Source organism: Bacillus sp. JJ1474 (genome assembly GCF_036965225.1).
Taxonomy (GTDB): domain Bacteria; phylum Bacillota; class Bacilli; order Bacillales; family Cytobacillaceae; genus Cytobacillus.
This window is the reverse complement of record NZ_JBALPC010000025.1, coordinates 1-26,007: the sequence shown is the minus strand read 5'-3', so window position 1 is coordinate 26,007 and position 26,007 is coordinate 1. Positions and strand designations below refer to the sequence as shown.

The window sequence follows — 26,007 nt, the reverse complement described above, 5'->3', positions numbered from 1 at the left end:
TCAATTCCTGCCGGCGGAAATTCTATAAGAGGTAATGTGGATGGATATATGGGACCAAGTTGAAGATAAAGAAGAATTGAATATCTTTGCCCAGGCTGAACAGCTTGAAACAGTAGTTCATAAAATAGAAGAACAGAATGAATATTTAAGAGATAAAGATAAAGCGATTAGCATCATTTTCGAGATTTTAAAAGAAGAGGAGAAGAATCGTGAAATCAGGGCAAGCTTAAAGAGTTTTGAACGGTTAATCAACATAGATTTGTCACGATTCTCTAATTCGATCTCGGTGGCCGAGGATATGGACGCTTACCAAAAAATCATAAAATTGAAGAATAAGATTTTTGAAATTCAGAACATCCGAATCCTCTCCGGAAAAAATATCATTGGCATCGGGGGAGGGTTTAATGCCGGAAAGTCTAAATTCATCAATTCTTTGGTTGATTATAGCCTGCTTCCGGAAGATCAAACCCCAGCTACATCCATTCCCACTTATATTGTGAAAGGGGAACGGAAAATCAGTGCCTTTACCTTCGTAAATGATGAGGTTGAGATCGATGAGGATGCCATGCATGCTATAACCCATGCGTTTTATAACAAATACAACCTTGGGTTTGCCCAAATTTTGAAAAATATTGTGGCGCAGCTCCCAGCCTTTGAATGGGAGAATTCTGTCATTCTGGATACCCCGGGCTACACAAAATCAGATACGAATAAGGCAGAAGGAAACAAGGATGAAGAGATTGCCAGGCATCATTTAAAGACAGCCGACTTATTGATCTGGCTGGTGGATATAGAGAATGGAACGGTCAAAAATGAGGATTTACATTTTATTTCGTCACTTGGAATTTCCAAACCCATTCTATTTATCTTTAATAAAGCGGACCAAAAGCCAGAAAGCCACGTAAAGGAGATCGTCCTTGCTGCCAGAAAGGCTCTAAGCGAAAAAGGAATCCCCTTTTATGCAGTAACCGCCTATTCATCCCTTGAAAAGAAAGAATATACCGGCAACTATATTATGAAGTTTCTTGAACGCGCCAATAAGCCTGTGAAGGACGATAGTGAACTGGCCAAGGAGCTGGAGGGTTCATTAAAAGTTTATCAGGAAGGTCTTCGCCAATCATCGGTAGAGCTTCTCAAGCAAAAAGAAGAAGTAACTCAGCTTATCTGCGAGGCGCAGCAAATAGAACAAATATACGAATTAGCCGTCCTCTACTCATCAATCAACCATGAAGTGATTAAGCACAACCAGCTTTCAAAAGATTTCATGAAGATGAAGAAAAAATTTCTGAGCACATTTGATGCCATTGTTGGGGTCTAGCTTGGAGAGATAGGATTGAGGGCAAGACCTCTGATGGGATACAGGGGAAAAAATGGGGCATCCCCCTGAAGTACGAGGAGGGACGTAATGGAGTCCGTAAAGAATATGGAAATGAACCTGCTTGCCAGGCTTCTTTCCGCGGATTTTGATGAAACAAAGTATAGCAGTTTGCTGAAAAGGCTTAAGGAATACACTGAAGGGGAACTGACATCCATTTTAAAGAAGGCTCATTATCCGAATAAACCTGGATTGATAAAGAAAGTCAGTTCACTAGTTGAACGTACCGCAGTCAGGCTGCAATACCCAGCATTGCAAGGGAAAATGACGGCCGGGCTCTTATTTGATTCTGTCAAAATAAGAAATTCTTTCTATCATACAGTCTTTCCAGATTCTGATTTCAAGTTTGTGCTGCAAACCAAGAAATTTCCTATTATCCAAAGCTCAACTTCAGAAGGCCTTTGTGTAGAAGCCAACAATGTTTTTGGCCGGAAGGAAAAGCTTGCTAATCACGAATTAAAACTGCTTGACGAGGTTTTAATTAAAGAATACCAATTAAATCTTCGGAACGTATTGGAAGGCTTTTCGGTGAAGGCGGGCTTACCCTTCGAACATCTGGCATGGATTGATTTATTCCCGAATAAAAAGAATCAAAGGCTGATCAACAGCACTGATTATTTGATTGTATGCATTGGTTATTCTAGCAAATGGGAGCAGCTGCTAAGGGAGCTGGAAAACCGTCAATATGTCCAAGATGTACTAGTTGTAGTTGAAGATAGAAAACAGGAATTAATGGATTTCTTAAAACGAACCAAATTGAATTATAAAATCATGAATCCTGGCCAGCTCAAGAATCACTTAAAAACTATTAATAAACCGACATATAACTTTGCCTATCAAACTGAGTTTGAAGCTGTTTTTTTGAAGGCGAGCGCTTTTATCCACCGGCAAAGGCAAAATAATTATCATAGGATTGAAAAAGTTAATAAGACGCTTCTTTTGCTCAATCATGATAACAAAGATCGTTTAATTCATATGAGAAACAAAATCCAAGAGGAAATTATCCGTGATACCAAGACCGTAGAGGCCCTTGCCAAGCTATCGAAAAAAATGTTTGGTGTTCTTGACGAGATGGAGCAGGAAATGGTAAGGGATTGTGAGGCCATCTTTAAAGGGGCGCCTATAGATAGAGCATTAGCCGTTTCAAGAGGCGCTCTTCAGACTTTATACGAAAAGGGTTCTGCTTTGATAGAATTAGAAAGGTATTCGGAGGCCCTGGAAGTTGCCCAGCATTTACTGGAACAAGGCTTTAATAAAGGCCATCTCCTTTTATTGAAGCACCATGAGCGAAATGAACAGCCATTATTGAAGGAATCATTGCACGCCGTACATGCATTGCCGGTAAATGATCGGGAGGCTGTAGAAGCCAAGATCAGATACAGGGATCAATTAGGCCTCAGTATCCAGCAGGCGATTAACCTCAGCTTAAAGGTAAAAGATACGGAGGATCCCGATATCCAATTCCTTTTAGGCAAGTACTATGAGATAAAGAAAAATGCTCAGTCTGCAATAGATTATTATAAAAAGTCATTGGAAGCAGGAAACGAGCAGGCTGGAAATCACTTGTTGGGACTGTATCAATCACAAAATAATCTGAGCATGCCCAATCTTATCTACCTTGGCAATTTGTTGAACAGCGAGGCCAACTATTTACTTGGTGAAAAGTATTTAACTCTAAATAATACGTCCAAGGCCATTATTCATCTGACTTTTGCGAGTATGTTTATCCATAAAAAAGCCCTTTTGCGCTTGGCTCAATTGTACTTTCAAATGAGAAATTTTGAAATGGCGATTGAGTCCATGCACACGTTACTAGACCATGGTATAACTAACGGGCGTATTATGGAAACCTTGGGAATCTGTTACTATGAAAAGAAAGATTATCAAAATGCCTACGAAAAACTAATGGCCGCCAAAACGGGTGAATCTTTTTACCGGATTGGAAACATGTATGAACAAGGGTATGGAAGAATTAAGGACATCAATAAAGCGCTTGAGTATTATCGAAAAGGTAAAGATCTGGGCAACCAAAAAAGCCATACAAAATATATTAAGATCTCAACCAGATTGGATGAAGAAAAGAAAGCAAAGGAAAAGTCTTCAACCAAAGCCTACAGCAGCAGCACGAGCTATACAAGATCCAGTTCATCCAGCTCCTATAAAAGCAGTTCCTCCTGTTTCTTAACAACAGCGACATGCAAAGCACTTGGAAAAGAGGATAACTGCGAGGAAATCCTAGCTTTCAAGGCATTCCGTGATGATTGGCTCATTACCCAAGCAGAAGGCCCGTCCATAATAAAAGAATACTATAAAATAGCGCCCGCCATCGTTGACCGTATTAACAGCGAGCCTAATCAATTGGAAATCTATCATTATATTTGGAATAAATACATGCAAAAAGGTTACAGCTATCTTTTATTGAAAGATTACCAAGCTGCCAAACAAACTTATATTGAAATGGTCGTTGAACTGAATAATAACTATGGATAACTGCAATTGGCTGACTAGACTTGCGGATGAGGGGAGATAGAGACTGCCGAGGGAATCCCCTTTTTTAGAAAACTTCTACCTTAATTTGATAAATGATGCTTTTGAAACCAGAGTAACTAATAGAGTAACAACATAAAAAGCATGGGTCAGAATTTAATTTGAACTCATGCTTTTAATATCTTATTTAAATTTTATGCTTCTTAATTATTCCGAGTAACCGTAGGGTTCGTATTTGGTGGATACCAAGCTGTGAATTTGGTTAATAACTTACTCAACGGATGGCCACCCTTTTGGAATTGGCTGACAAACTACCAAATCTGGCTGATGAATCTTTCAAGCCCTTCGTCAAATTGTAATACTTTTTATTATTTGAGGCTTGAGAGGCTTATACATGTTAAGTACAGCGCTGTTTATGAAAAAGAGCAAATTCATTAAAAATTGAAGTCGAGAATGTTGATATACCGGCATTTTTTAACATAAAAAGGGGTATCTAATAGCCGAAAACTCGACTTATTGGTAGCCCCTTAAATTATTACAACAATCCATCATTCACCATCGTTAAAATATCACTTTCTGCTTGTAAAATATCTTTTTCAGCTCTAATGGCGATTTGTTCAGCAGCTTGTTGTGCCTCAGTAATAGCAGATGTTTCATCAATGGTGAGGATTTTTCGATTTTCCATAATTACTTGGCCATCAATAATGGAAGTTTCTACTTCGTGTCCTCGTGCAGAGTAGACTAGGTTTGGAACGATATTTCGAATCGGCTTTGTGTAGACTGGGAAGAAGGATGGGTCTTGTAAATTAATTATGACCAGGTCCGCTTTTTTTCCTTTTCGGATCGATCCGACTTCATGATCAATTCCCATTACTTTTGCTGCTTCGATGGTTGCCATTCTTAAGGCCATGGTGGCATTAAATACTCTTGGATCAGCTAATTTTACTTTGTTTAAGATTGCTGCAAATTTCATTTCATTTATCATGTTGTTGCAGTTATTGCCTGGAGCTTGGTCGGAACCTAAGCAAGCTACACCGCCTGACTGTAGGAAGTGGTAAACAGGAGGGACTAGACCATCAATAATCCCGATACTGCCGGAGCAATAAACCATGCCGGCACCGCTTTTAGCAACTTTTTCAGTTTCTTCATTTGTGGCTTCGGTTAAATGTACAGCAATTAATCTATCATTTAAAAACCCATGTTCTTCAAGGAAATCAATCGATCTTTTGCCGTAACGTTTAATCATCTGATCAATTTCTCTATCACCTTGAGCAACATGCATGTGAAGTTTAGTATCGAATTTATCTCCATACTCTTTGATCTCATTAAGTAGCTCCAAACTCATCATATCAGGACCATGCGGACCTAAAATGGCTGTAATTCTTCCATTTTCAGTCCCATGATGTTTTTCAAATAATTCAAGGTTTCTTTTCAGCTTTGTATTTCCGATAGATGGATTGAAAGGATATAGTTCCCCAACAGGTAAATCACCCACGTTATCCGGAATTTCATTTACGAGTTCAGCAAGGCGGGCCCTTGCACCAATCTTTTTGTAATTCTCAACAATTAGGTCCATTCTTCCATCGTAATCACAAAAGGTTGTTGTTCCAGATTTAATTCCTTCAATAATATTGACCATTGATCCTTTAACGCTTTCTTCTGGTTGCAAATGCTTTTGAAACGGCCAAAGTCCCTTTTGCATCCAGTTTGACATATCCTGAGCGACTCCTCGGAAAATAGCAATTCCTGTATGGATATGGGCATCAATAAAACCAGGTGTTACTAATTTGTTTGTTGCATCTATAATTCTATCAGCTTTATAGTTTCTTTTTATTTCATCGGTACTCCCAACCTCTTCAATAAGGTTTCCTTTAATGGCAATGGAACCGTTTTCTATAAACCCTACACCTTTTCCTTCCATTGTGAGTATATGTGCATTTTGTATAATCAGATCAACTTTCAATCTATTCCTCTCCTTTTATTACATACTTATATTTAATGAATTTCTTGCATGCTTAGCTTTCTTATTTAGGAGATAGAGAGCTATAAATGTTGTAAATGCCGTTGTAATGATTCCTAACCAGCCGACTGTTGCTCCGGCTACAATAAAGCCTATTAAGGTACAGACCGCGATTAATACGGCATAAGGAAGCTGAGTTCTTACGTGTTCAATGTGATCACATGCTGCACCAGTTGAGGCTAGGATGGTTGTATCTGAGATAGGTGAGCAATGGTCGCCGAACAAACCGCCGCTAATAACAGCCCCAATGATAAGTGGGATATGAATGTCCATCGTTACCGCCATTGGAATGGCAATCGGCATCATAATCGCAAATACTCCCCAGGAGCTTCCTGTTGCAAAAGCAATTAAAGAGCCAAGTAAAAAGATTAAAGCAGGAACAATAAAGGAAGGCAAGTAGTCTCCGACAATCGAGGACATATAGGCACCTAACTCCATTTGACCTGCAATTTTTCCAATGGACCATGCCAGCACAAGAATCATCGGTACAATCATTAAATTAATGATTCCTTGCGTGAACTCATCAAAAGCAGACTTAACCGAATGAAGCTTGGATGCCACGGATATCACACCTGCACCAATCGAACCTGTTAAAAATCCACATGAAATGGCTAAAACAATGTTTGCATTAATAAATGCGCCTCTAAACCCATTTTCAGCTATATTTCCTGTCCAAAAAATAACAGTAAAAATCGTAATGAATAGGAGCAGCATTGGAATTAAGAATTGATGGAATTTAAATGTATATCCTTCTGGAAACTCGTCCGACTTTTCAGTAGCTACCAATGGCTTGTCATTTTCTCCTATAACTTTACCAGTCTCAATCGCTCTTTTTTCTGCATGATACATAGGGCCGATATCCAGTCCAGTATTGATTACATATAAAACACCAATCATCGCAAATAGTCCATATAGGTTATAAGGAATCATTTGAATAAATAATGTCCAAGGGTTGTCCGTTAAACTTAGCGCCGTAATTTGAGTTGCAATAAGTCCCGTTATGAAAGGACCATAACTGCTAATAGGGGACATAGATGCAAGGGAACACCCCATTGAGTCCAAAATGTAGGCTAGCTTAACTCGGGAAACGTTAAGTTTATCTGTTAATGGTCTCATAATCGTTCCTAGGATAAGAACTGGCTCTGTATAAGAGAATAGAAATGCACTGCCCCATGTAACATTTTGTGCCTTTCTTCGTGTGTTTACTTTTTTCGTGGCCACTTGAGCAAATGCTTGGGCAGCCCCAGTCACTCTTAAAATATGAATAAATCCTCCCGCCAAGCTGACTAAGATTAGTAGCCCTGCATTCCATGGATCGGCAATGGAGGGAATCATATAATCAGAAATACTTTTTGCAAATCCTGACAAAGGATTCCAAGAATTAATGATGGTGGCTCCTACCCATACTCCAATAAATAGAGATAAAATGGTCTGTCTTGTTAGTAAAGCAATTACAATGGCAACTAATGGCGGCAATAGTGATAAAGCTCCAAATTCCATACATTTTCCCCCTGTATTAATTTTTTTTAGATAAATACTCCTCATAGTGCTGAATATTTTAAAAATTTAGCCTATGCAAAAAATATAACACAATAAATACAAAATTCAATAAAAATATTAACTATATTTATATTTTATTAAATCATATTGTGGTTTTGCGTGTGTCATTATGGAATTAAGTACAAAAAAACAGAGAAGGCTGCCGAAAAATGTTTCAGCAGCCTTCTCTGTTTTTCAATTAATGGGCTCCCAAGGAGTGCCTGTCCAAATAGCAACCGCAGGAAGATTTCCTGGATTTCGAAAAGCGTGGGGATGCGTACTGTCGAAATAAATACTATCTCCTTGTTTCAGCAGATATGTTTTATCGCCAATAAGGACCTCTAATTCTCCCTGTATAACAACTCCGCCTTCTTCTCCATTATGAGGGTAAAATTGGAGTTCCTCTCCCTGATCGGGGCTAACCGTAATTTCAAAAAACTCAATTTTCCGTCCAGTAAGAGGAGCTAATACTCTGTATTGAACATTTTTATGTCTCATCTTGAGTATCTCTTGCTCGTCCCGTCTAGATACGATAACGGATTGTTTTTCAATACCTTCAAAAAAGTAGGATAGAGATACATCAAATAAAATACTCAATTTCCACAATGTATCAAGAGAAGGCTTTGCTTTTCCTCTTTCTAATTGAGAAACCATACTTTGACTTAATCCAATTTTTTCCGCGACTTCGTCTACAGTTAATAGGGACTTCTTCCTTATAGAGCGAATTTTTTCTCCTATTATTTCGACCGGAAGTTCAGGTCGAATTAAACTGCTGTCCATTATTTATTCCGCCCTTCCGGCAACTTTTATGTAGGTTTATCTTTCGTACAAAGGTTTATTATGGCGATTAACCTCTTAAGGAAAATCAATCTTTAGTATTTTAAATATTCTCAATTAGTATACCATACAGTTTCGAAAAAGGGACAATGGTGACACTTTTAAAATATTTACCGCAAAAATAGTATTATTTTTATATTTTAGTATTTTTATCATCTCCTCTAAAAATTTGTTATTATTAATCTACTAAATTTAAATATTCTGACTAAATTAGAAGTAATGGTTGAAAGGAGAATAACCATGTACAAATTATTGATTGCCGATCGGGATAATAATGAACGAACTGGTCTTAATTGGCTAGTTTCCTCTTTTTCAACTCCCTTTCAACAGGTATTTCACGCAGCATCTGTTGAGGAACTAATCGAAATAACAGAAAATAAGCTTCCTGATATTGTTATTGTTGAATTAGATATGATCCCTAACAAGCTTTGGGACACATATAAAAAGATTTCCGAAAAATATGGGCATGAGATTATTGTGATGACCATGGAAGCAACATTTGATCGTGCTGCTCAAGCAATTGAATTAGGGGCCAGGGATTTTTGGCTAAAGCCGAACTCCCCAACGCAAATAAAAAGAACCTTGCAGAAGTGTATTCATAACTTAAAAAAGAATAACGTCAATAAACCGCAAGAAAATTCTAGCCAACCGCATGTACTCTCCTATCATTCTTTATTTCTGGAGAATGAAGTGGAGGGAAGAGATTTTCACTTAATGATGCTGCAAACAGAAAGCCGGAATGAAATCAATAATTTACTATCATTTGTGGAGACCTATGAATTTCAATATCAACCAATCCTACTTCCGGTGAGTGATTGCTTAATTTGTGTCTTTACTATTGAAGGGGATTTACTTAAACAGGAGGCACATCGAATCCTTAGAACATGGGAAGAAATAAGGCATGATCCAATCGCGATTGTTATTAATGATGATACATCAAATGATCTGTCCTTAAATGAAAAATATCTTCAGACTAGACAGGCTATGGAGCTGACCTTTTTTAAAGGCTATCGACAGATTCTGCATTTTGAGTCAGTCAGCAAGTGGGTGCCAATTGATGTATTTTTAACACCGGCAGAAATTAGAACATGGATTGAAATGTTAAATAGTTCATCTAAAGATGGAATTAGAGATTGGATGTATAAAGAATTTTTAAATCTATCTGAGCCTTTTCCCGAGCCTGGATTACTTCGCTCCAGAATGACAAGTATACTAGCCCAAATTCATCGTTTTATGAAAACATACAATCTAGGAAATGAACGAATGATGAAACTTTATCATCAATTGTTTACTTCCATTTTATATGGTCCTGTTTTAAATAGAATTGTTCAGGAAATGCTTTTGTTTATTAATGAAGTTATTGATGAAGGTAAAAAACAAACAGATTTAAACCGTATTGATGTCATTGAGCAGGGGATTATGTATTTGGAAAACCACTATGGCAATTCAGAATTATCGTTAGATAAGGTTGCTGAATATGTGAATAGAAGCCCTGCTTATTTAAGCAATTTATTTAGTAGAAAACATGGTACCTCTTTTAGACAAATATTGACCAATATTCGTATAAATAAGGCACAGCGTTATTTAATTGAAACGAATTTGTCCATTCAAGAAATTGCCGAGCGAACCGGCTTTACCACCTCAAGTTACTTCGGGAAAATATTTAAAGAAGTAACTGGAACAACTCCAAGGGAATTTAGAACCTCAAGAGACCGCACTAAAGTTAACTTAAATTCTAAAGAAAATAATAAAAGCTAAAAAAATTAACATTATTTACGAGAAGTAGAGAAAATCTATACTTTCAATTCTTAAAAATGTATCCAATTTCTAAAATATTCTGTCTATTTTATCGATTTCACCTTTCATATAATTTATTTAATCTAATACGGATGAATTAGATAAAACCATAAAGAGGGTGAAATGGTGAAATTGCAGCAAAAAAATAAACGAATTGTAAAAAACTATAAAGGGACTGAATTGAATACAAAAGGATGGGAACAAGAAGCAGTCCTTCGAATGTTAATGAATAATTTAGATCAAGAAGTGGCGGAATATCCAGAAGATCTTGTTGTTTACGGCGGGATTGGAAAAGCAGCGAGGAACTGGGATTGTTATGATGCGATTGTTGAGACATTAAAGAAATTAGAATCTGATGAAACCCTGCTTGTCCAATCGGGAAAACCGGTAGCGGTCTTTAAAACACATAAGAATTCTCCAAGAGTACTAATTGCCAATTCTAATTTAGTTCCGGCTTGGGCAAATTGGGAGAATTTCCATGAGCTTGATCGAAAAGGGCTGATGATGTTTGGACAAATGACTGCTGGTAGCTGGATTTATATTGGAAGCCAAGGGATTGTACAGGGAACGTATGAAACCTTTGCAGAATGTTCGAAGCAGCATTTTAATGGCAGTTTAAGGGGTACTATTTCTGTAACAGCTGGTCTAGGGGGAATGGGTGGTGCCCAGCCTTTAGCTGTCACGATGAATGATGGAGTCGCCATAGCTGTAGAAGTTGACCGAACACGGATTGAAAAGCGGATTCAGACTCGATACTTAGATCGGATGGTTGAATCACTAGATGAAGCCATTGAATTGGCAATGAATGCGAAACGGGATGGAAAAGCACTTTCTATTGGTTTACTTGGCAACGCTGCAGAAATTTTACCAGAAATGGTGAAAAGAAATTTCATACCTGATATTGTTACAGATCAAACATCCGCGCATGATCCATTAAATGGCTATTTACCAATCGGGATGACATTAGATGAAGGAAAAGAATGGCGAACGGAAAATCCAGATGAATATGTTAAGCGTTCAAAAGCAAGCATGGCTGTTCATGTTGCAGCAATGCTTACTATGCAGGAGCGAGGTGCTATTGCATTTGACTACGGCAATAATATTCGTCAGATTGCAAAAGAGGAAGGTGTCGAAAAAGCATTTGATATTCCTGGGTTTGTCTCGGCTTATATTCGGCCAAAATTCTGTGAAGGCAAGGGTCCATTCCGCTGGGTTGCTTTATCAGGAGACCCGGAAGATATTTATAAAACGGATGAAGTCATCTTAAGAGAATTTGCCGATAACAAACATATATGCAAGTGGATTAAAATGGCACAGGAAAAAATTCAATTTCAAGGACTCCCTGCACGAATATGCTGGTTAGGATACGGGGAAAGAGCGAAATTTGGAAAAATAATTAACGATATGGTTGCAAGAGGGGAACTAAAAGCTCCAATTGCTATAGGGCGAGATCATTTTGATTCGGGATCAGTTGCTTCCCCAAACCGTGAGACCGAGGGGATGAAGGATGGCAGTGATGCAATAGCGGACTGGCCAATCCTAAATGCTTTGCTTAATACAGCAGGTGGGGCCAGCTGGGTTTCATTCCATCACGGCGGAGGGGTTGGAATTGGTTACTCTCTCCATTCAGGGGTTGTGATTGTTGCCGATGGCAGTAAGGAAGCGGAACAACGTCTAGTAACCGTTTTAACGAATGATCCGGGAACGGGTGTTGTCCGGCATGCAGACGCAGGTTATGAGATTGCGATTCGAACAGCTAAAGAAAAAGGAATTCATATTCCAATGCTTCAATAGATAGTTTACTAAAAAAATAGGCAGGTGAATGAAATGAATAGACCCCTTGAAAACATTAGAGTACTAGATTTTACGAGAGTATTAGCTGGCCCATATTGTACAATGCTTTTGGCCGATATGGGGGCAGAAGTCATTAAGATAGAAAGGCCCGAAAGCGGTGATGATACTAGACATTTCGGTCCATATAAGAATGACGAGAGCGGCTATTTTATTTACCTTAATCGGGGAAAAAAGAGCATAGCCATAGATTTAAAAACGGAAAAGGGGATTGAAATCATAAAATCCCTTGTAGAAAAATCCGATGTGTTAGTTGAAAATTTTCGTCCAGGCGTAATGAAAAAATTAGGTTTAGACTATGAAACTTTGAAAAAGATAAATCCAAGCCTAATTTACACCTCCATTTCTGGCTTTGGACAATATGGCCCCTATAGCCAGCGCGCTGCTTATGACATCATTGCACAAGCAATGGGAGGGATGATGAGCATTACAGGGTATGATGACACCCCTCCAACTCGAACGGGATCCTCATTAGGTGACATGAGTGCTGCCTTATATGCTGCTTATGGAACAATGGTTGCACTATTTCATAGACAGCAATCGGGAGAAGGTCAGTTGATTGATGTTGCTATGGTAGACAGTATTTTTTCTTTGCTAGAAAGCAATATTATGCGATATACGATTAATGAAGAACTTCCCACGCGTATTGGTAGCCGCCATCCAATCAGCTCTCCTTTTGATGTTTATGCGTGTAAGGACGGCTATATTGTTATTGCCATTGCCAATGATTCACTTTTTCTACGGCTGTGTCATTTGATGGGGGAACCCGAATTAAGCGAAAATCAAAAATTTAAAACAGATCCTCTTAGAAAAATTAATGAAAATGAGTTAAAAGATAGGATCGAAGAATGGTCAAAGCAATACTCTGTATCTACTGTTGTTTCAAAGGCTAACGAGGCTGGTATCCCTTGCTCCCCGATTTTAAATATAGATGAAATTTGTGAAGATGATCACATATCGGTAAGGGAAATGCTTGTAGAAATTGAACACCCCATTGCCGGTAAAGTAAAAATACCAGGTCATCCTGTAAAATTTTCTAGTACACCAGCGGTAATTAAAAATCCTTCTCCTAGTCTTGGAGAGCATACGGATGAAGTGCTGCAAACTATTTTGGGCTACAAGGATATAGAAGTCTAAACGACATAGAGGGGCAATCCCGTGTTGATTGTTCTCTTTTTAAAATACTGCTAAGGAGGCTTAGTAACATGACGAACGCTAAAGATACGATCCTAACACCGCTAGAGGCCGATTCACAGGTCCATAAAAGAAATGCGGCAGCTGCCCGATCTATTTTTGCACCAAAATTATTTGAAGGTAAAACAGCCATTATTTCTGGTGGAGCGACAGGGATTGGTTTTGCCATTGCTAGAGAATTAGGGCAACTGGGCGCCCACGTAATCCTAGCTTCGCGAACGATAGAACGTCTTCAAAATGCTGTCGATGATTTGCGAAAAGAAGGAATCAAGGCCGACAGTCATCCTGTAAATATCCGTAATGAGCAGGAAGTTAAAGACTTGTTTGATACGGTAACAGAACAATGGGGAACGGTAGACTTTCTTATTAACAATGCTGGTGGTCAATTTGCTGCACCCGCCCTCAACCTTTCTTTGAACGGATTTAAATCGGTTGTTGACTTGAATTTGCATGGGACATGGTTAATGAGCTCCGCCTTTGCCCACCACCTGACTGATAATAATAAAAATGGGCGAATTATTAATATTGTACTTTGTCTTGCTTCAGGTATACCTGGAATGGTTCATGCATCAGCTGCCCGAGCGGGAGTAGTAAATATGACGAAAACCTTGGCTTCTGAATGGGGGCCTTATGGAATTACTGTCAATGCCGTGGCCCCTGGGATCATTGACACGTCAGGCCTAGAAAATTACGAATCTCAAAACATGGATAACCTAGTTAACCGTCTGCCAATTAAACGGATGGGGACTCCTCACGAATTGGCAACGGCAGTTACCTATTTACTGTCACCAGGCGGCGACTTTATTACGGGTATTACGCTAGAAGTTGACGGAGGGGAACATTTAACCGGGGCGCTGCAACGATTCAGTGCTAAATAAATTTTCAAGCTCCTTGCTTTAAAGGGGCTAAATTTATCCCTTTGGGGCCGCTCGAATTAGATAAAATAAACTTCATGCGAAAAAAAATATTAAAATCTAAAAAAATTGCCATAAATCATGCGATATCTGTATAAAAAGAAAGGATTCCCCTTTGAATATTCATATTATTCAAAATTATATTTGCTATTTTTGAAAATTCTAACCAAATATACTTTTAGTAGAAGGGAGGGGTAACTTAAAAGCAGCGCAAAGTATGGATACAAGAGGCCATTACGAAAAGAAAGTGGGGAATGGGATGAATAATCAAAATTCATCGTTAAATGTAGAAGCTTCTATCAGTAATCTTCCTCAATCAAATAGTAAGCAAAACATATTCAAATTTCTCGTATTCAGTATGATAGGTGTTTTTATGTTTTTTATCCCTGTCACTGTTAATGGGAAGTCATCAATTGCTCTTAGTCACGTTTCTAAGTGGGTTGAGGTCAGTTTAGGTGCAAGTCTTCCTTATTATGTTTTAGTTTTAGTCATTTTAGGAGCTGTGCATCCTTTTTATTCGAAAACTTGGAATAAAAATACCACCACCACGATATTCTCGATTTTTAAAGTTCTGGGATTAATTACAACTGTAATGGTCATTTTTAATATTGGACCGAATTGGATACTTGCTGAAGGAATAGGTCCATTTTTATTCAATGTCCTTGTAAAGCCGTTAAGTGTTGTGCTTCCAATCGGATCAGTCTTCCTGGCATTATTAGCGGGCTATGGATTACTAGAGTTCTTTGGTGTATTGCTTGAAAGGGTTATGCGGCCGATTTGGAAAACACCAGGGCGTTCGGCTATTGACGCTGTAGCCTCCTTTGTCGGTAGTCCTTCAATGGGTATAATTATTACCGACCGGGTTTTTAGTCAAGGAAAATACACTATAAAAGAAGCTGCAATTATAGTAACAGGCTTTTCGGCCGTCTCTGTACCAATTATGGTTGTGGGTTTAGATATTCTTGGACTCATGCATATGTGGAATTTGTTCTTTTGGTTAACATTGATCATAACCTTCCTTGTCACAGCTATTACGGCAAGGATTTGGCCATTAAGTAAGATGAAAAATGAATACATTACTGAAACCGTACCAACTGAGAGGAACGTCATAGCCAAGGGCCAATATATAAAGACCGCCTGGGACACAGCAATGGAGGCTGTTGAAAAAACTCCTGGGTTTTTTAAAAATTGCTGGGATAACCTTTTAGCCGGGTTACTTATTACAATGGCGGTCCTTCCTTCCATCATGTCAATTGGACTTCTAGGCTTAGTTCTTGTCGAGTATACCCCCGTTTTTGATATTTTAGGATTTTTGCTATATCCATTCACCATGCTTCTACCAGAACCTCTACTCGCTGCCAAAGCGGCATTTGTTGGATTTGCTAGTACACCAATGCTTTCACTTGCAATAGTAGCTCAGGCTTCAATGGTTACAAAGTTTGTCATCAGTATATTGTTTGTATCGGGAATATTATTCTTTTCAGAGGTCATTCCCGTTATATGGTCAACGTCCATTCCGATTCGAACAAGAGATTTGGTAATTATTTGGTTCCAGAGGGCGGTATTAACCCTAATCATTGCTACCCCGATTGCCTACCTGTTGTTTTAGAACATGGTCACAGTGGGGGGACTGTATGGAAGCAAGTGGGTTAATGGGGTAAGGGTGTATCCCAGTCAACTTGTTAATAGTATTCCTGCTTTGGAATTGGATAATGTTAAACAAAAGGAGATAGAAAAATTGCCTCTATTATAACTCCGTGGAGAGAATGGGTCTCTATGCGGAGTTGTTTCTTTTTAAACCTCTATGCAATAGCTTTTGGGGAAGACATTAATCGGGTGGAAAAGAAAAAGGTTCATAACGAGTGTTTAAATAAGAAGGCTTCGCAAATGGAAGCCATGGAAGGTTTATAGTGCGAGTTTGGAAGTTGGATATTCTCAACCCATTAGGTAAATACAATAAATAACCAATGAATGTACACAAGCCACAATAATTGCATATAATAGATTCCACTTTAAAACAAGGTCAAAAATACTAACCCTCAATAAATTGGATATCACAATATTTGGTGGGGAGACACTTGAGATGGTTGAGCCTACAGCCCAAGAACTGAGTAGGGTTAGTGCCATAATGATATTATTGATTCCAATTGCCTCATTTGAAACACTTGCAAGGATTATGCTGATCATCACGATTTGATGTATGCCTAAGAAGGAGAATAGTGAAACAAATGCTATTGTAAAGAAAATCATAAGTAATATGGAGTAATCTGCGATGCTCACCCATAAAATATTTAGATTATTACCAACAGAAGTAGTTGAGGCAATAGAGCCAAAAAAGCCAGCTGTTAAGAATAACACAATTTCATTTGCTCTATCAGGGAAGATTTTTAATAGAAATTTTTTTGATTCTCGTAAAAAATCCTTCTGCTTTTTTAAATATGCTGACCAGATAACAGAAAACAAGATAACGGTAAAAGTCACCATAAGGATAATATTTAAGGAGCTAAAGAACTCCAAAAGACCGATGGAGACAGTTAGCAGGGTGATGACAATTAATAGTTCATATGGTTTTCTAAGATTAATGAATTCTTTTCCTTTTTGGGTGTGCCAACTTACTGTTTTTCTTTCCCTTAACGAAAAAAGTAGGTTTGATATGACTAATTGTAAGATTCCTAGGAAAAGGCCAAAATGCAAGTATTCATGTATTTGAATGTTGTAATAATTTACAATTAGTAAAACAGATGCAAAGTAGGGTGCCCACATACATGCGGGTATAAAACCTCTCATATATACTTTGCCTAAAAGAGATGTAGGAAGCTTCAGTTCTTTTACCATTGAATGAATAATGAAAATGGAACCTACATTAATGATTGGCGCTAAAAAGAAAAATGAGGCAGAAATAAAAAAGTAAATTTGTTGTGGCTTCTTAGCAAACTTTACAGCTAAATCCATTATGTTTCTTTGGTAGTTCCCAAGTATGATAGGGATTGATAATATAGGTACCAAAACAATTAAACTCATAAGTGGCAAGTTCTTAGAAATGGCTATTGTCATCTCTGTTAAGGTGTATTGATTAATAATGATAATAAAAAAACTAATACTGATCATTACTCCGCCAATAATCTTATTTAGCTTTGTACAATAAGGAAGGCAAACAAGAATAACTAAGAGGGTCAAACCTCCAATTACAAAGTCTAGTTGGGGAACCGCTGCAAAATTTGAAATTACAAATAGTAGTAGTAAGGATAAAGTTAGTATATTACCTAATTTAATCAATTTTATAACTCCTTACATAATACTTCATAGTATTAAAAAAATTAGGTTAACCATATAGATTGTTACATCCATATGATTAACCCTTTTAATTGATTAATTTTCCACTGATGTATTCCAATAAATAGGTCCGGACAGAGTTGAAATTCCCTTTACCTTATCGGCTGCTCCGTATAAATTATTGTACCCCCCTAAAATCGTTACAGGAACGTGATTTTCCCATGCATATTGTTGTAATTGATCCCAAATCTTTTTTGCTTCCTCTTGGCTTGTAGAGGTTTCTAAAGTTTGCAGCAGTTCCGTAATCTTAGGGTCGTGCATCCCACCAGCAAAAGAAGGGCTTAAAGACACAAGCTGCGATGGGGTTGTTACAGTAGAGGATCCTGTGACAACTGCATCCCAATCCCCAGGATTATTTTGTTTATCTAAAAGTGTTGCCCAATCATAAAACTCTAATTTTACATTCATCCCTATTGCTTTTAATTGATCCTGTATAACAACAGCCGCATTATAGAATTGAGGATAATCACGAGTTGTCATAATTCTGAATTCTTCATTGTTATAACCAGATTCACCTAATAATTTCTTTGCCTTCTCTGTATCTTTTTGATTATAGAACTCTTTTCCTGCTTCACTGTGCCAGTTACTTACAACATTCGTCATATATCCTGGGTGTAGCCAGTATAAGTCTTCATCGGCAAAGGAGGCGAGCATAATTTTGTCAATATCAAGGGCTGCATTTATAGCTTGACGCATTTTTACATTTGCTGATAAACCTTGATTTTCATTATAAATCATCAGCATTTCCCCATAAGTATCAAAAACAGGATACAGATTCTTTTCATTTTTTAATTGTGAGTAGTTGTCAAAAGGAACTGTATAGACGAAATCATATTGACCGGAGCGGAGTCCAGCCATTCTTGTGGAGGCATCTGGAACGATATAGAAATAGAGATCGTCCACCAATGCTTCTTTCTTTCCTGCTAATCCATCAGACTTTGATTCTGAAGGGGAGTATTCTTCAAATTTAGTGAAATGAATATACTGATCCTGTTTCCATTCAACAAATTTATATGGACCTGTTCCGATGTATTCAGACACTCCTTCAGTAGTGGCAGATTCAACAATTTCCTTTGGCATAATCGCAGCCGCCATCTTGGCTGAGGCCATTGTATCTAAAGCAAGTGGGGAAGACTGGGCTAACTCCAATGTAACCGTATAGTCATCCTTTGCTTGGAACACCGCACCATCAAAAATCTTACCTGTTATCGATGATTTCTCCATCCAGCGGTTCATGGAGGCTACAACATCCTCTGCTTTCATTTCTTTTCCGTTATGAAATTTAACACCTTTTCTTAAATGGAAGGTAAAGGATTTATTATCTTCGCTTGATTCAACCGATTCAGCTAGCATAGGAACGGCTTTGTACTCTGAGTTCGTTGTTAAAAGAGTTTCAAACATAACTCTTGATGTATCACGACTAACTGTAGCTGTAGTTGTTGGCTGGTCTAGTGTTGGCGGCTGTGTAACCAATGCAACCTTTAGTTGTCCTCCTGCTTTTGAACCTTTTCCATCGTTCGTTTCACTTGTCTTATCCGAACTACACCCAATTAACATGAAAACGACTAGCATGATCATCGCTAGCATCCAATTCTTTGCTCTAAACATTTAATAGCCCCCTTTAATAATTGTTTTTTAAATTTATAAAACTGTACTAAACCTCTATTGAATTATTAATCTGGTTGCTAGTTTTCTCATTATATTTAATAACAGAAGTTACTAAAATTTTTGCTGCCGTTAGCATGGTTTTTTCATCAAAGTCAAAACGCGGGTGGTGGTGTGGGTAAACCTTTGCTGAATCACTTAAACTTGCACCTACAAAAAAATAGGTACCAGGCACTTCTTTAAGATAGTAAGTGAAATCCTCACTGCCCATTGCTAAATTCCTTTCCATCACATTTTCTGTCCCAACAACCTCAACTGCGATATTTCGAATAAACTGTGTTTCCTTTGGATGATTCCAAACGGCATCATAGCCGCGAATATAAGAAATTTCACAAGTTGCTCTGCTCTGAAGGCAAGCGGCATTTGCGATATTCTTTATATCCATCTCTATTAAATCTCTAGTTTCAGGGTCGAAGGATCTTACTGTTCCAGACATTTCAGCCGTTTCAGGTATCACATTCATCGCTGTACCAGAATGTAATTTACCAACAGTCAGTACAGCAGGCTTTACTGGATCTACTCGGCGGCTAATAATCTGCTGAAGATTTAGGACGATTTGACTTGCCGTTACTAAAGGGTCTACTGTTAGATGAGGGGAGGCACCATGCCCGCCCTTCCCAAATATTTTTATTTCAAAGAAATCAGAGGCTGCCATTGCGTAGCCCTCGCGATAATAAACCTTTCCGAATGGCAAAGCTCCTTGAAGATGTGTGCCAAAGATTACATCGACCCCTTTTAAGCAATCATCCTCAATCATCGCTTTAGCTCCACCAGGTACTAATTCCTCTGCAAATTGGTGAATAAAAACGACATTTCCTGCTAATTCTTCACGGAATTTAGCTAAAACCGTTGCCACTCCTAATAAGGTTGCCGTATGACCATCATGGCCACATGCATGCATAACTCCAGGCACTTGGGATTTATAACTGACATTTTTCTCATCTTGGATGGGAAGAGCATCGAAATCAGCGCGAAGGGCCACTGTTTTTCCCTTATGCTTTCCTCTTAAGAGACCGACAACTCCTCTTCCTCCAACATTTGTCCTCACTTCTAATCCTAAATCTGTTAGGTAGTCTGCAATTAATTTTGGTGTGCGGACTTCTTGAAATGAGAGTTCTGGGTGTTTGTGCAGATCACGCCGTATGTCAACTAATGTTGGGTATATCGATTCCAACTCTGTATAAAGCTTGTTTATATCCATTTAATCCTCTCCCAAGATTATTATTTTTAGGAATGGAGGTGGCAAGCAACAAAATGACGGTCGCCAATTTCCTTTTTAATTGGTTCCTGATGTTTACAAATATCTTTCACAAAAGGGCAGCGTGTATGAAAAACACATCCCGAGGGCGGAGATAGAGGAGAGGGGATATCTCCTTTTAATATGATTCTTTCTTTCTTATATTTTGGATTAGACTGTGGTACAGCAGATAATAAAGCTTGGGTATAGGGATGTTTTGAATTAGCAAAAAGCTGATCCGTTGGTGCTTCTTCCATGATTTTGCCCAGGTACATAACACCGATTCGGTCACAAATATGCCGAACAACACTGATATCATGCGAAATAAAGATATAGGTGAGCTTTAAATCTCTTTGTAGTTCTTTTAATAAATTAATAATTTGTGATTGAATAGACACATCAAGTGCAGAAACCGGCTCGTCTAGAATGACGATTTTCGGATTAATAATAAGGGCTCTTGCTAACCCAATACGCTGACGTTGTCCGCCTGAGAATTCATGTGGATACCGATAGTATTGATCTTCGCGTAATCCTACCTTTTCCAGGATGTTCATAACCATTTCGGTACGGTCCTTTTTATTTCCAATTGAATGAATCGCTAGCGGTTCTTCGAGGATGTGTCCAATTCTAATTCTTGGATTTAAAGATGAATAAGGATCTTGAAAGACCATTTGCATTTCTTGGCGCAAGTCGCGCAGCTTTCTGCTATCAAGCTGGAAAATATCTTGGTTCTTATAAATGGCTTTTCCCACGGTTGGTTCTAGTAATCTTAAAATCGTTCTTCCGGTTGTACTTTTCCCGCAGCCAGATTCTCCTACCATTCCGTAAGTCTCACCTTCATATAGTTGAAAGGAGACATCGTTTACTGCTTTGATATGTTCTTTTGCCTTTCCGAAACTCTTTAATGATCCTTTAACAGGGTAATATTTTTTCAGTCCTTGGATATCCAGAAGCGGTGTTTTATTTTCATGTTCCTGTACTAACATAACTTCCCTCCATAATTTGATCTGCATGCCAGCATCTTACTTTTTGGGAACCTTGAAAAGAGGTAAGCTCAGGCATGTTTTCATTGCATAATGCATCGGCATGCGGGCAGCGAGGGGCGAACCGGCAGCCTTTTGGAATGTTATCTAAAGCAGGAACTGTACCCTTAATTACATGCAGGTCCTTTGAACGATCACTATCTAGATGAGGAATAGATTTAATTAAACCTCTTGTATATGGATGAAGCGGATTTTCAAAAAGACTTACTGTATCTGCTTCTTCCACTATTTGCCCAAGGTACATCACAACCACCCTTGTACAAATTTCTGAAACTACTCCTAAATCATGGGTGATAAAGATAACTCCCATTTGCAGCTCACGATTTAATTTCACAATAAGATCCAATATTTGTGCTTGGATCGTTACATCAAGAGCTGTAGTAGGTTCATCAGCAATTAATAATTGCGGCTGGCATGATAGGGCGATTGCGATCATGGCCCGTTGCTGCATTCCTCCTGATAATTGGTGAGGATATTCATTAACTCGTTTCTCTGGAGAGGGGATACCAGTCAATCTCAGCATTTCGACTGCTTTTTCATAGGCCTCTTTCTTTGTCACTTTTTGATGTAAAAGGATGGCCTCTGCAATTTGGAATCCGATCGTATAGACAGGGTTTAATGAACTAAGCGGATCTTGAAATATCATGGCTATATCATTCCCGCGTATCTCCTGCATTTCTGACTTTGATAGGTTTAATAGATTTTTACCTTTAAAATTGATCGTACCATCATATTGAACGGTGTTTTTTTCATCAAATAATCTTAATATAGATTGAGAGGTAACACTCTTCCCACAACCAGATTCACCGACTACACCTAAAATTTCTCCTTGCTTCACATGGAAGGAGACACCATCAACGGCAGTGACCCGTCCACGTTCTGTATGAAAATGGGTTTTAAGATCTTGTACGTGTAAAAGATGCTGTTCATCTGACATTTTGATCACCCCTTATGAATCGTTATTTTTTTGCATGATTTGTGTGAGGATCAATTAAATCTCTGAGACCATCACCTAGTAAATTTAATCCAAGAACCGACATTACAATGGTGATTCCTGGGAAAACGGTCATCCACCACGCATTAAATATTACTGTTTTTCCATCATGTAAAATACTTCCCCAACTAGGCTCTGGAGCAGGGACGCCAGCACCTAAAAAGCTTAGAGCAGCTTCGATAATAATAGCTTCGGCAAAAATAAACGTTGCTTGAATTACAAGAGGAGAGATGGTATTAGGCATAATATGACGCCAGATTATTCTCAAGTTGCTTGCCCCTTGTGCTCTCATTGCTTCTATATAAGTTTGTTCGCGAACTACCAAGGCAGATGAACGAATGACACGAGCAATATATGGAGTAAAAACGATACTTAGAGCAATAATAACGTTCAAAGTATTTGGACCTAATGCCGCCATTAAGGCAATGGCCAATAAAATTGCTGGAATAGCCATTAAACCATCACAGATTCTCATTAGAATTTGATCTAACGCTCGATAGTAACTTGCATATAACCCAACAATTAATCCTAAGACTGAAGATATTAATGCTACCGAGAGGCCCACACCAATTGTTATTCTGCCTCCATAAATAATGCGGGTTAATAGATCTCGGCCAAATTCATCCGTTCCTAGAAGATGCAATCCATTAGGAGCTAGTAATCGATCCATCACTTCCATTTGATAAGGACTAAACGGAACTAGTAGCGGACCAAAGACCGTTATCATGATTAAGATGAGTAATAAACTGCCTCCGGTAAGTATTTGTTTGTTCGATAGAAGCCGCTGCATAAATAGTTGTCTTTGTTGTTTTTTAAGCTTGTGTTTGACAGTAGAGTGTTCTAAAACGCTTTCAATTTCCACAATAGCAAAACTCCTTTCCTACTTGCGCTCTAATCGGACACGAGGATCAATATAGGCATATAACAAATCTACAATTAAGTTAATGACAACATAGGAAATGGTAATAAATAAGACAACTCCCTGAATGACTGTATAATCGCGCCTTTCAATAGAATTTATGATCATTTGCCCAATACCAGGGATATTAAAGATAGTTTCGGTAACAACTGCCCCAGCTACTAAGGTTCCAAATGTCTGGCCAATTACAGTCAAAATTGGAAGAAATGCATTCCGTAATGCATGTTTGTACACGATAATATGTTCTTTTACCCCTTTTGCTCGAGCAGTTTTAATATAATTAGAATTTAGAACCTCTAGCATTGATGTCCTTGTCATACGAGCAATGAGTGCTGCTTGAATGGCGCCCAATGCGATGGCAGGTAAAATAAGGTATTGCAAACTGTTCCACAGTCCAGAACTTAAGGGTTGATATCCTGCAATAGGCAGCCATTGCAGCTTAACGCCAACGACTAAGATTAAAAATAATCCAAGCAGAAAACTAGGAACCGACATTCCTAGTAATGAAAAGCCCATTAAGGACTGGTCTGTAAGGGATCCTCTTCGATTAGCTGCAATTATTCCAGCAGGGATGGCTATTACCAGCGCCACAACTTGACCTAAGATAGCAAGTGAAAGGGTTGGTCCAAGATGGCTTAAGATAGCGCTTGTTACCGGCTCTTTCATAAAGTAGGATGTACCTAAATCGCCTTTAAAAACATTGATAACCCAGTCCGCATATTGCTGAATTAAAGGAGCATTAAGACCAAGTTCTTCACGCATTTCCTTAATTTGATCTTCTGTTGCTTCTTCTCCTAGCATGATAGAAGCAGGGTCACCAGGTGTTAAGTGAATAACCATGAAGATCACTACTGAAATCACGAATAGGACGGGGATGAGAGAAAACATTCGCTTTAATATGTAATAAATCATATAAGTTTAACCCCCTTGTTTTTTAATCATCAGTTAAACATTCCTGGTATAGATAATAATGAAGTAAAAGTCCTTTACATAGTATGTCCAGGAGGCCCTGTCCATCTAGTAAAGGACCATAACGAGATTAGTAAGTAAGTGCCTCTCTTTTGGAAGGATCAAGCTTGCTGTCTTCTCTCCAATTTGTCACTGGCGGGACAATATCCGTAATCGGTTCAATTAATATATCCAAAAACACAGGCCCTTGCTGGTCGATTGCCCACTTTAATCCTTCTTCGAGCTTTTCGTTCGAATCAATTCTTAAGCTTCTAATATTAAAGCCCTCTGCAATTTTTGCCCCATTAATTTGACTAAAATCAACTCCGATATAGCGCTCATCATAATAAAGCTGGTGTAATTTTTTGATCCATCCGTAACTATTGTTTTGGAAGAGAAGAAAGACAACTGGCAACCCTAATCTGCTTGCAGTTTCTAGTTCACCAACAGACATGGCGAAACTTCCATCACCAAACATAGAGAATACTTTTGATTGTGGGCTTGCCACTTGTGCGCCTATTGCAGCTGATAAAGCGTAGCCTAAATTTCCATGACCACGGTCAAAAACTGTTCTCCTGCCTGATTTTTTAGTGACATAATCTGAAGCCATATATGGATTTTGAGTTCCAGCATCAATAACAAATAGAGCGTTTTCATTTGTATGTTTATTTAATAGGTCAATTATTTTTGCTGGATTGACCAGTTTCGTTTCCTCTTGCACCTCTTTTGCTACTCTACTAAACTTCTCATTTAATACATTTTGATAAAATTTATTCCATTCTGTTAAAGAATTTGAAAAGTCTTTATTTCTATTATTCATCAGTAAATTTAAATGGTTTAGAAATGCCTTTATATCTGACATAATAGCTACATTTGTTCGAATGTTTTGATCCAATATTTCTTCACTGATGTCTACTTGAACGACAACAGGGGAATGACTGAAAATGCTTTTGGCCACTGTTGTTACATTGTTAAGCTTTGAACCTAGAACAAGGACAAAATCAGCGTTTTTGATAATGCTGTTTGTTTCATCCGTTCCGCCGTTAACTCCAATTACACCAATTGCTTGCGGTAAATTCTCAGCTATACTTCCTTTACCATTTATAGATGTACCGACAGGAATGGTGAAGTCACTTGCAAGGCTTTCCAATTCCTCGTATGCAGCTGAAAGATGGACACCACCGCCAGCAATAATTACAGGACGTGAGGATTGAGTGAGTAATTCATATACTTTTTCAATATCTTCTCTGTTAGGTGAACTTTTAAAGGGCTTATGAAAGGATGAATAGAGTTCCTCATCTGTATAATCATAATGCTCCTCATGAACATCTTCAGGGACAGAAATATGCACAGCTCCTGGTCTTCCTCCAGTAGCCATTCTAAAGGCTTTTCTTAACATATGTGGAATTTTTGAAGCAAGTTTTATTTTCGTATTCCATTTCGTAATGGATTGAAGAAGCTCGACTTGCTTTAGCTCTGTTAGTGCCCCGGTTTCTTCACTGCTCATTGAAATGTCAGAGGAGAAACAAATAATGGGAACGGATGATGAATTTGCTTCACTAATTCCAGGAGTCGCGTATAAAACACCGCCACCACTCGGAACGTCAACCACACCTGGTTTTCCAGATACCCGTGCATATGTGTCGGCCATATAAGTAGCGTGTCGTTCATCTCTACATTGGATATATTTAATCTGGTCACTATGGGCCTCTATTGCGTTATGAAAAGTCATACTTGTATCGCCAGGCACCCCAAATATTACTTCCACATCATTAGCGATTAAAATTTTTACGATAGCATCTGCTGCTCTCATGTAAACAATCCCTCCGTTAAAATATTCAGATTTTATTGAAT

The 26,007-nt window shown here is 38.3% G+C and carries 18 protein-coding genes; 7 read left to right on the top strand and 11 right to left on the bottom strand.

Going from position 1 to position 26,007, the window contains the following annotated elements:
• Positions 1-40: 40 nt before the first annotated feature.
• Both V7164_RS03895 and V7164_RS03890 read left to right on the top strand, forming a co-directional pair.
• On the top strand, positions 41-1,318 hold the full coding sequence (locus V7164_RS03895; protein ID WP_335353435.1) for a dynamin family protein: 1,278 nt from the start codon (positions 41-43) through the stop codon (positions 1,316-1,318).
• An 87-nt stretch (positions 1,319-1,405) separates the two neighbouring features.
• Positions 1,406-3,865, top strand: coding sequence for a tetratricopeptide repeat protein (locus V7164_RS03890; RefSeq protein WP_335353434.1), 2,460 nt, complete (start codon positions 1,406-1,408; stop codon positions 3,863-3,865).
• A gap of 532 nt (positions 3,866-4,397) precedes the next feature.
• On the opposite strand, the gene V7164_RS03885 is transcribed toward V7164_RS03890, so the two are convergent.
• The 3 genes from V7164_RS03885 to V7164_RS03875 form a co-directional block, all read right to left on the bottom strand.
• Positions 4,398-5,825 (bottom strand): amidohydrolase family protein, encoded by a 1,428-nt coding sequence (locus tag V7164_RS03885; RefSeq protein WP_335353433.1) that lies wholly within the window; start codon positions 5,823-5,825, stop codon positions 4,398-4,400.
• Between the two features lie 18 nt (positions 5,826-5,843).
• Positions 5,844-7,382 carry a Na+/H+ antiporter NhaC family protein gene (locus tag V7164_RS03880; protein WP_335353432.1) on the bottom strand — a complete coding sequence of 513 codons (1,539 nt, stop codon included), beginning with the start codon at positions 7,380-7,382 and terminating at the stop codon, positions 5,844-5,846.
• Between the two features lie 234 nt (positions 7,383-7,616).
• Positions 7,617-8,201: a helix-turn-helix domain-containing protein gene (locus V7164_RS03875; protein WP_335353431.1), complete on the bottom strand. Its 585-nt coding sequence runs from the start codon at positions 8,199-8,201 to the stop codon at positions 7,617-7,619.
• A gap of 297 nt (positions 8,202-8,498) precedes the next feature.
• Between V7164_RS03875 and V7164_RS03870 the strand changes: the two genes are divergently transcribed.
• The 5 genes from V7164_RS03870 (at position 8,499) to V7164_RS03850 (ending at position 15,623) form a co-directional block, all read left to right on the top strand.
• The gene (locus tag V7164_RS03870; RefSeq protein WP_335353430.1) at positions 8,499-10,016 is read left to right on the top strand and encodes a helix-turn-helix domain-containing protein; all 1,518 of its coding nucleotides are present in this window, start codon (positions 8,499-8,501) and stop codon (positions 10,014-10,016) included.
• Positions 10,017-10,178: 162 nt separating this feature from the next.
• Positions 10,179-11,849, top strand: a complete 1,671-nt coding sequence (gene hutU / locus V7164_RS03865) for a urocanate hydratase (RefSeq protein ID WP_335353429.1) — start codon at positions 10,179-10,181, stop codon at positions 11,847-11,849.
• Positions 11,850-11,882: 33 nt separating this feature from the next.
• Complete coding sequence (locus V7164_RS03860; protein ID WP_335353428.1) at positions 11,883-13,043, top strand: CaiB/BaiF CoA transferase family protein; 1,161 nt, start codon at positions 11,883-11,885, stop codon at positions 13,041-13,043.
• Between the two features lie 68 nt (positions 13,044-13,111).
• Positions 13,112-13,978: an SDR family oxidoreductase gene (locus V7164_RS03855; protein WP_335353427.1), complete on the top strand. Its 867-nt coding sequence runs from the start codon at positions 13,112-13,114 to the stop codon at positions 13,976-13,978.
• A gap of 253 nt (positions 13,979-14,231) precedes the next feature.
• On the top strand, positions 14,232-15,623 hold the full coding sequence (locus V7164_RS03850; RefSeq protein WP_335353426.1) for a YjiH family protein: 1,392 nt from the start codon (positions 14,232-14,234) through the stop codon (positions 15,621-15,623).
• Positions 15,624-15,949: 326 nt separating this feature from the next.
• On the opposite strand, the gene V7164_RS03845 is transcribed toward V7164_RS03850, so the two are convergent.
• The 8 genes from V7164_RS03845 to V7164_RS03810 all read right to left on the bottom strand — a co-directional run.
• Complete coding sequence (locus V7164_RS03845) at positions 15,950-17,290, bottom strand: hypothetical protein (protein WP_335353425.1); 1,341 nt, start codon at positions 17,288-17,290, stop codon at positions 15,950-15,952.
• A 93-nt stretch (positions 17,291-17,383) separates the two neighbouring features.
• Complete coding sequence (locus V7164_RS03840; RefSeq protein ID WP_335348087.1) at positions 17,384-18,955, bottom strand: ABC transporter substrate-binding protein; 1,572 nt, start codon at positions 18,953-18,955, stop codon at positions 17,384-17,386.
• Between the two features lie 46 nt (positions 18,956-19,001).
• A complete protein-coding gene (locus V7164_RS03835) occupies positions 19,002-20,213 on the bottom strand; it encodes a M20 metallopeptidase family protein (protein ID WP_335348088.1) in 1,212 nt (403 codons plus the stop codon).
• 26 nt (positions 20,214-20,239) lie between these two features.
• Complete coding sequence (locus tag V7164_RS03830) at positions 20,240-21,235, bottom strand: ABC transporter ATP-binding protein (RefSeq protein WP_335348089.1); 996 nt, start codon at positions 21,233-21,235, stop codon at positions 20,240-20,242.
• On the bottom strand, positions 21,216-22,229 hold the full coding sequence (locus V7164_RS03825) for an ABC transporter ATP-binding protein (protein WP_335348090.1): 1,014 nt from the start codon (positions 22,227-22,229) through the stop codon (positions 21,216-21,218). The genes V7164_RS03830 and V7164_RS03825 overlap by 20 nt, the downstream gene beginning before the upstream one ends.
• A 22-nt stretch (positions 22,230-22,251) precedes the next feature.
• Entirely contained in the window at positions 22,252-23,151 is a 900-nt protein-coding gene (locus V7164_RS03820; RefSeq protein WP_335348093.1) for an ABC transporter permease, read from the bottom strand.
• Positions 23,152-23,166: 15 nt separating this feature from the next.
• The gene (nikB, locus tag V7164_RS03815; RefSeq protein WP_335348091.1) at positions 23,167-24,117 is read right to left on the bottom strand and encodes a nickel ABC transporter permease; all 951 of its coding nucleotides are present in this window, start codon (positions 24,115-24,117) and stop codon (positions 23,167-23,169) included.
• 127 nt (positions 24,118-24,244) lie between these two features.
• The coding region (locus V7164_RS03810; protein WP_335353424.1) for a thiamine pyrophosphate-binding protein at positions 24,245-26,007 on the bottom strand (1,763 nt) is incomplete at its 5' end.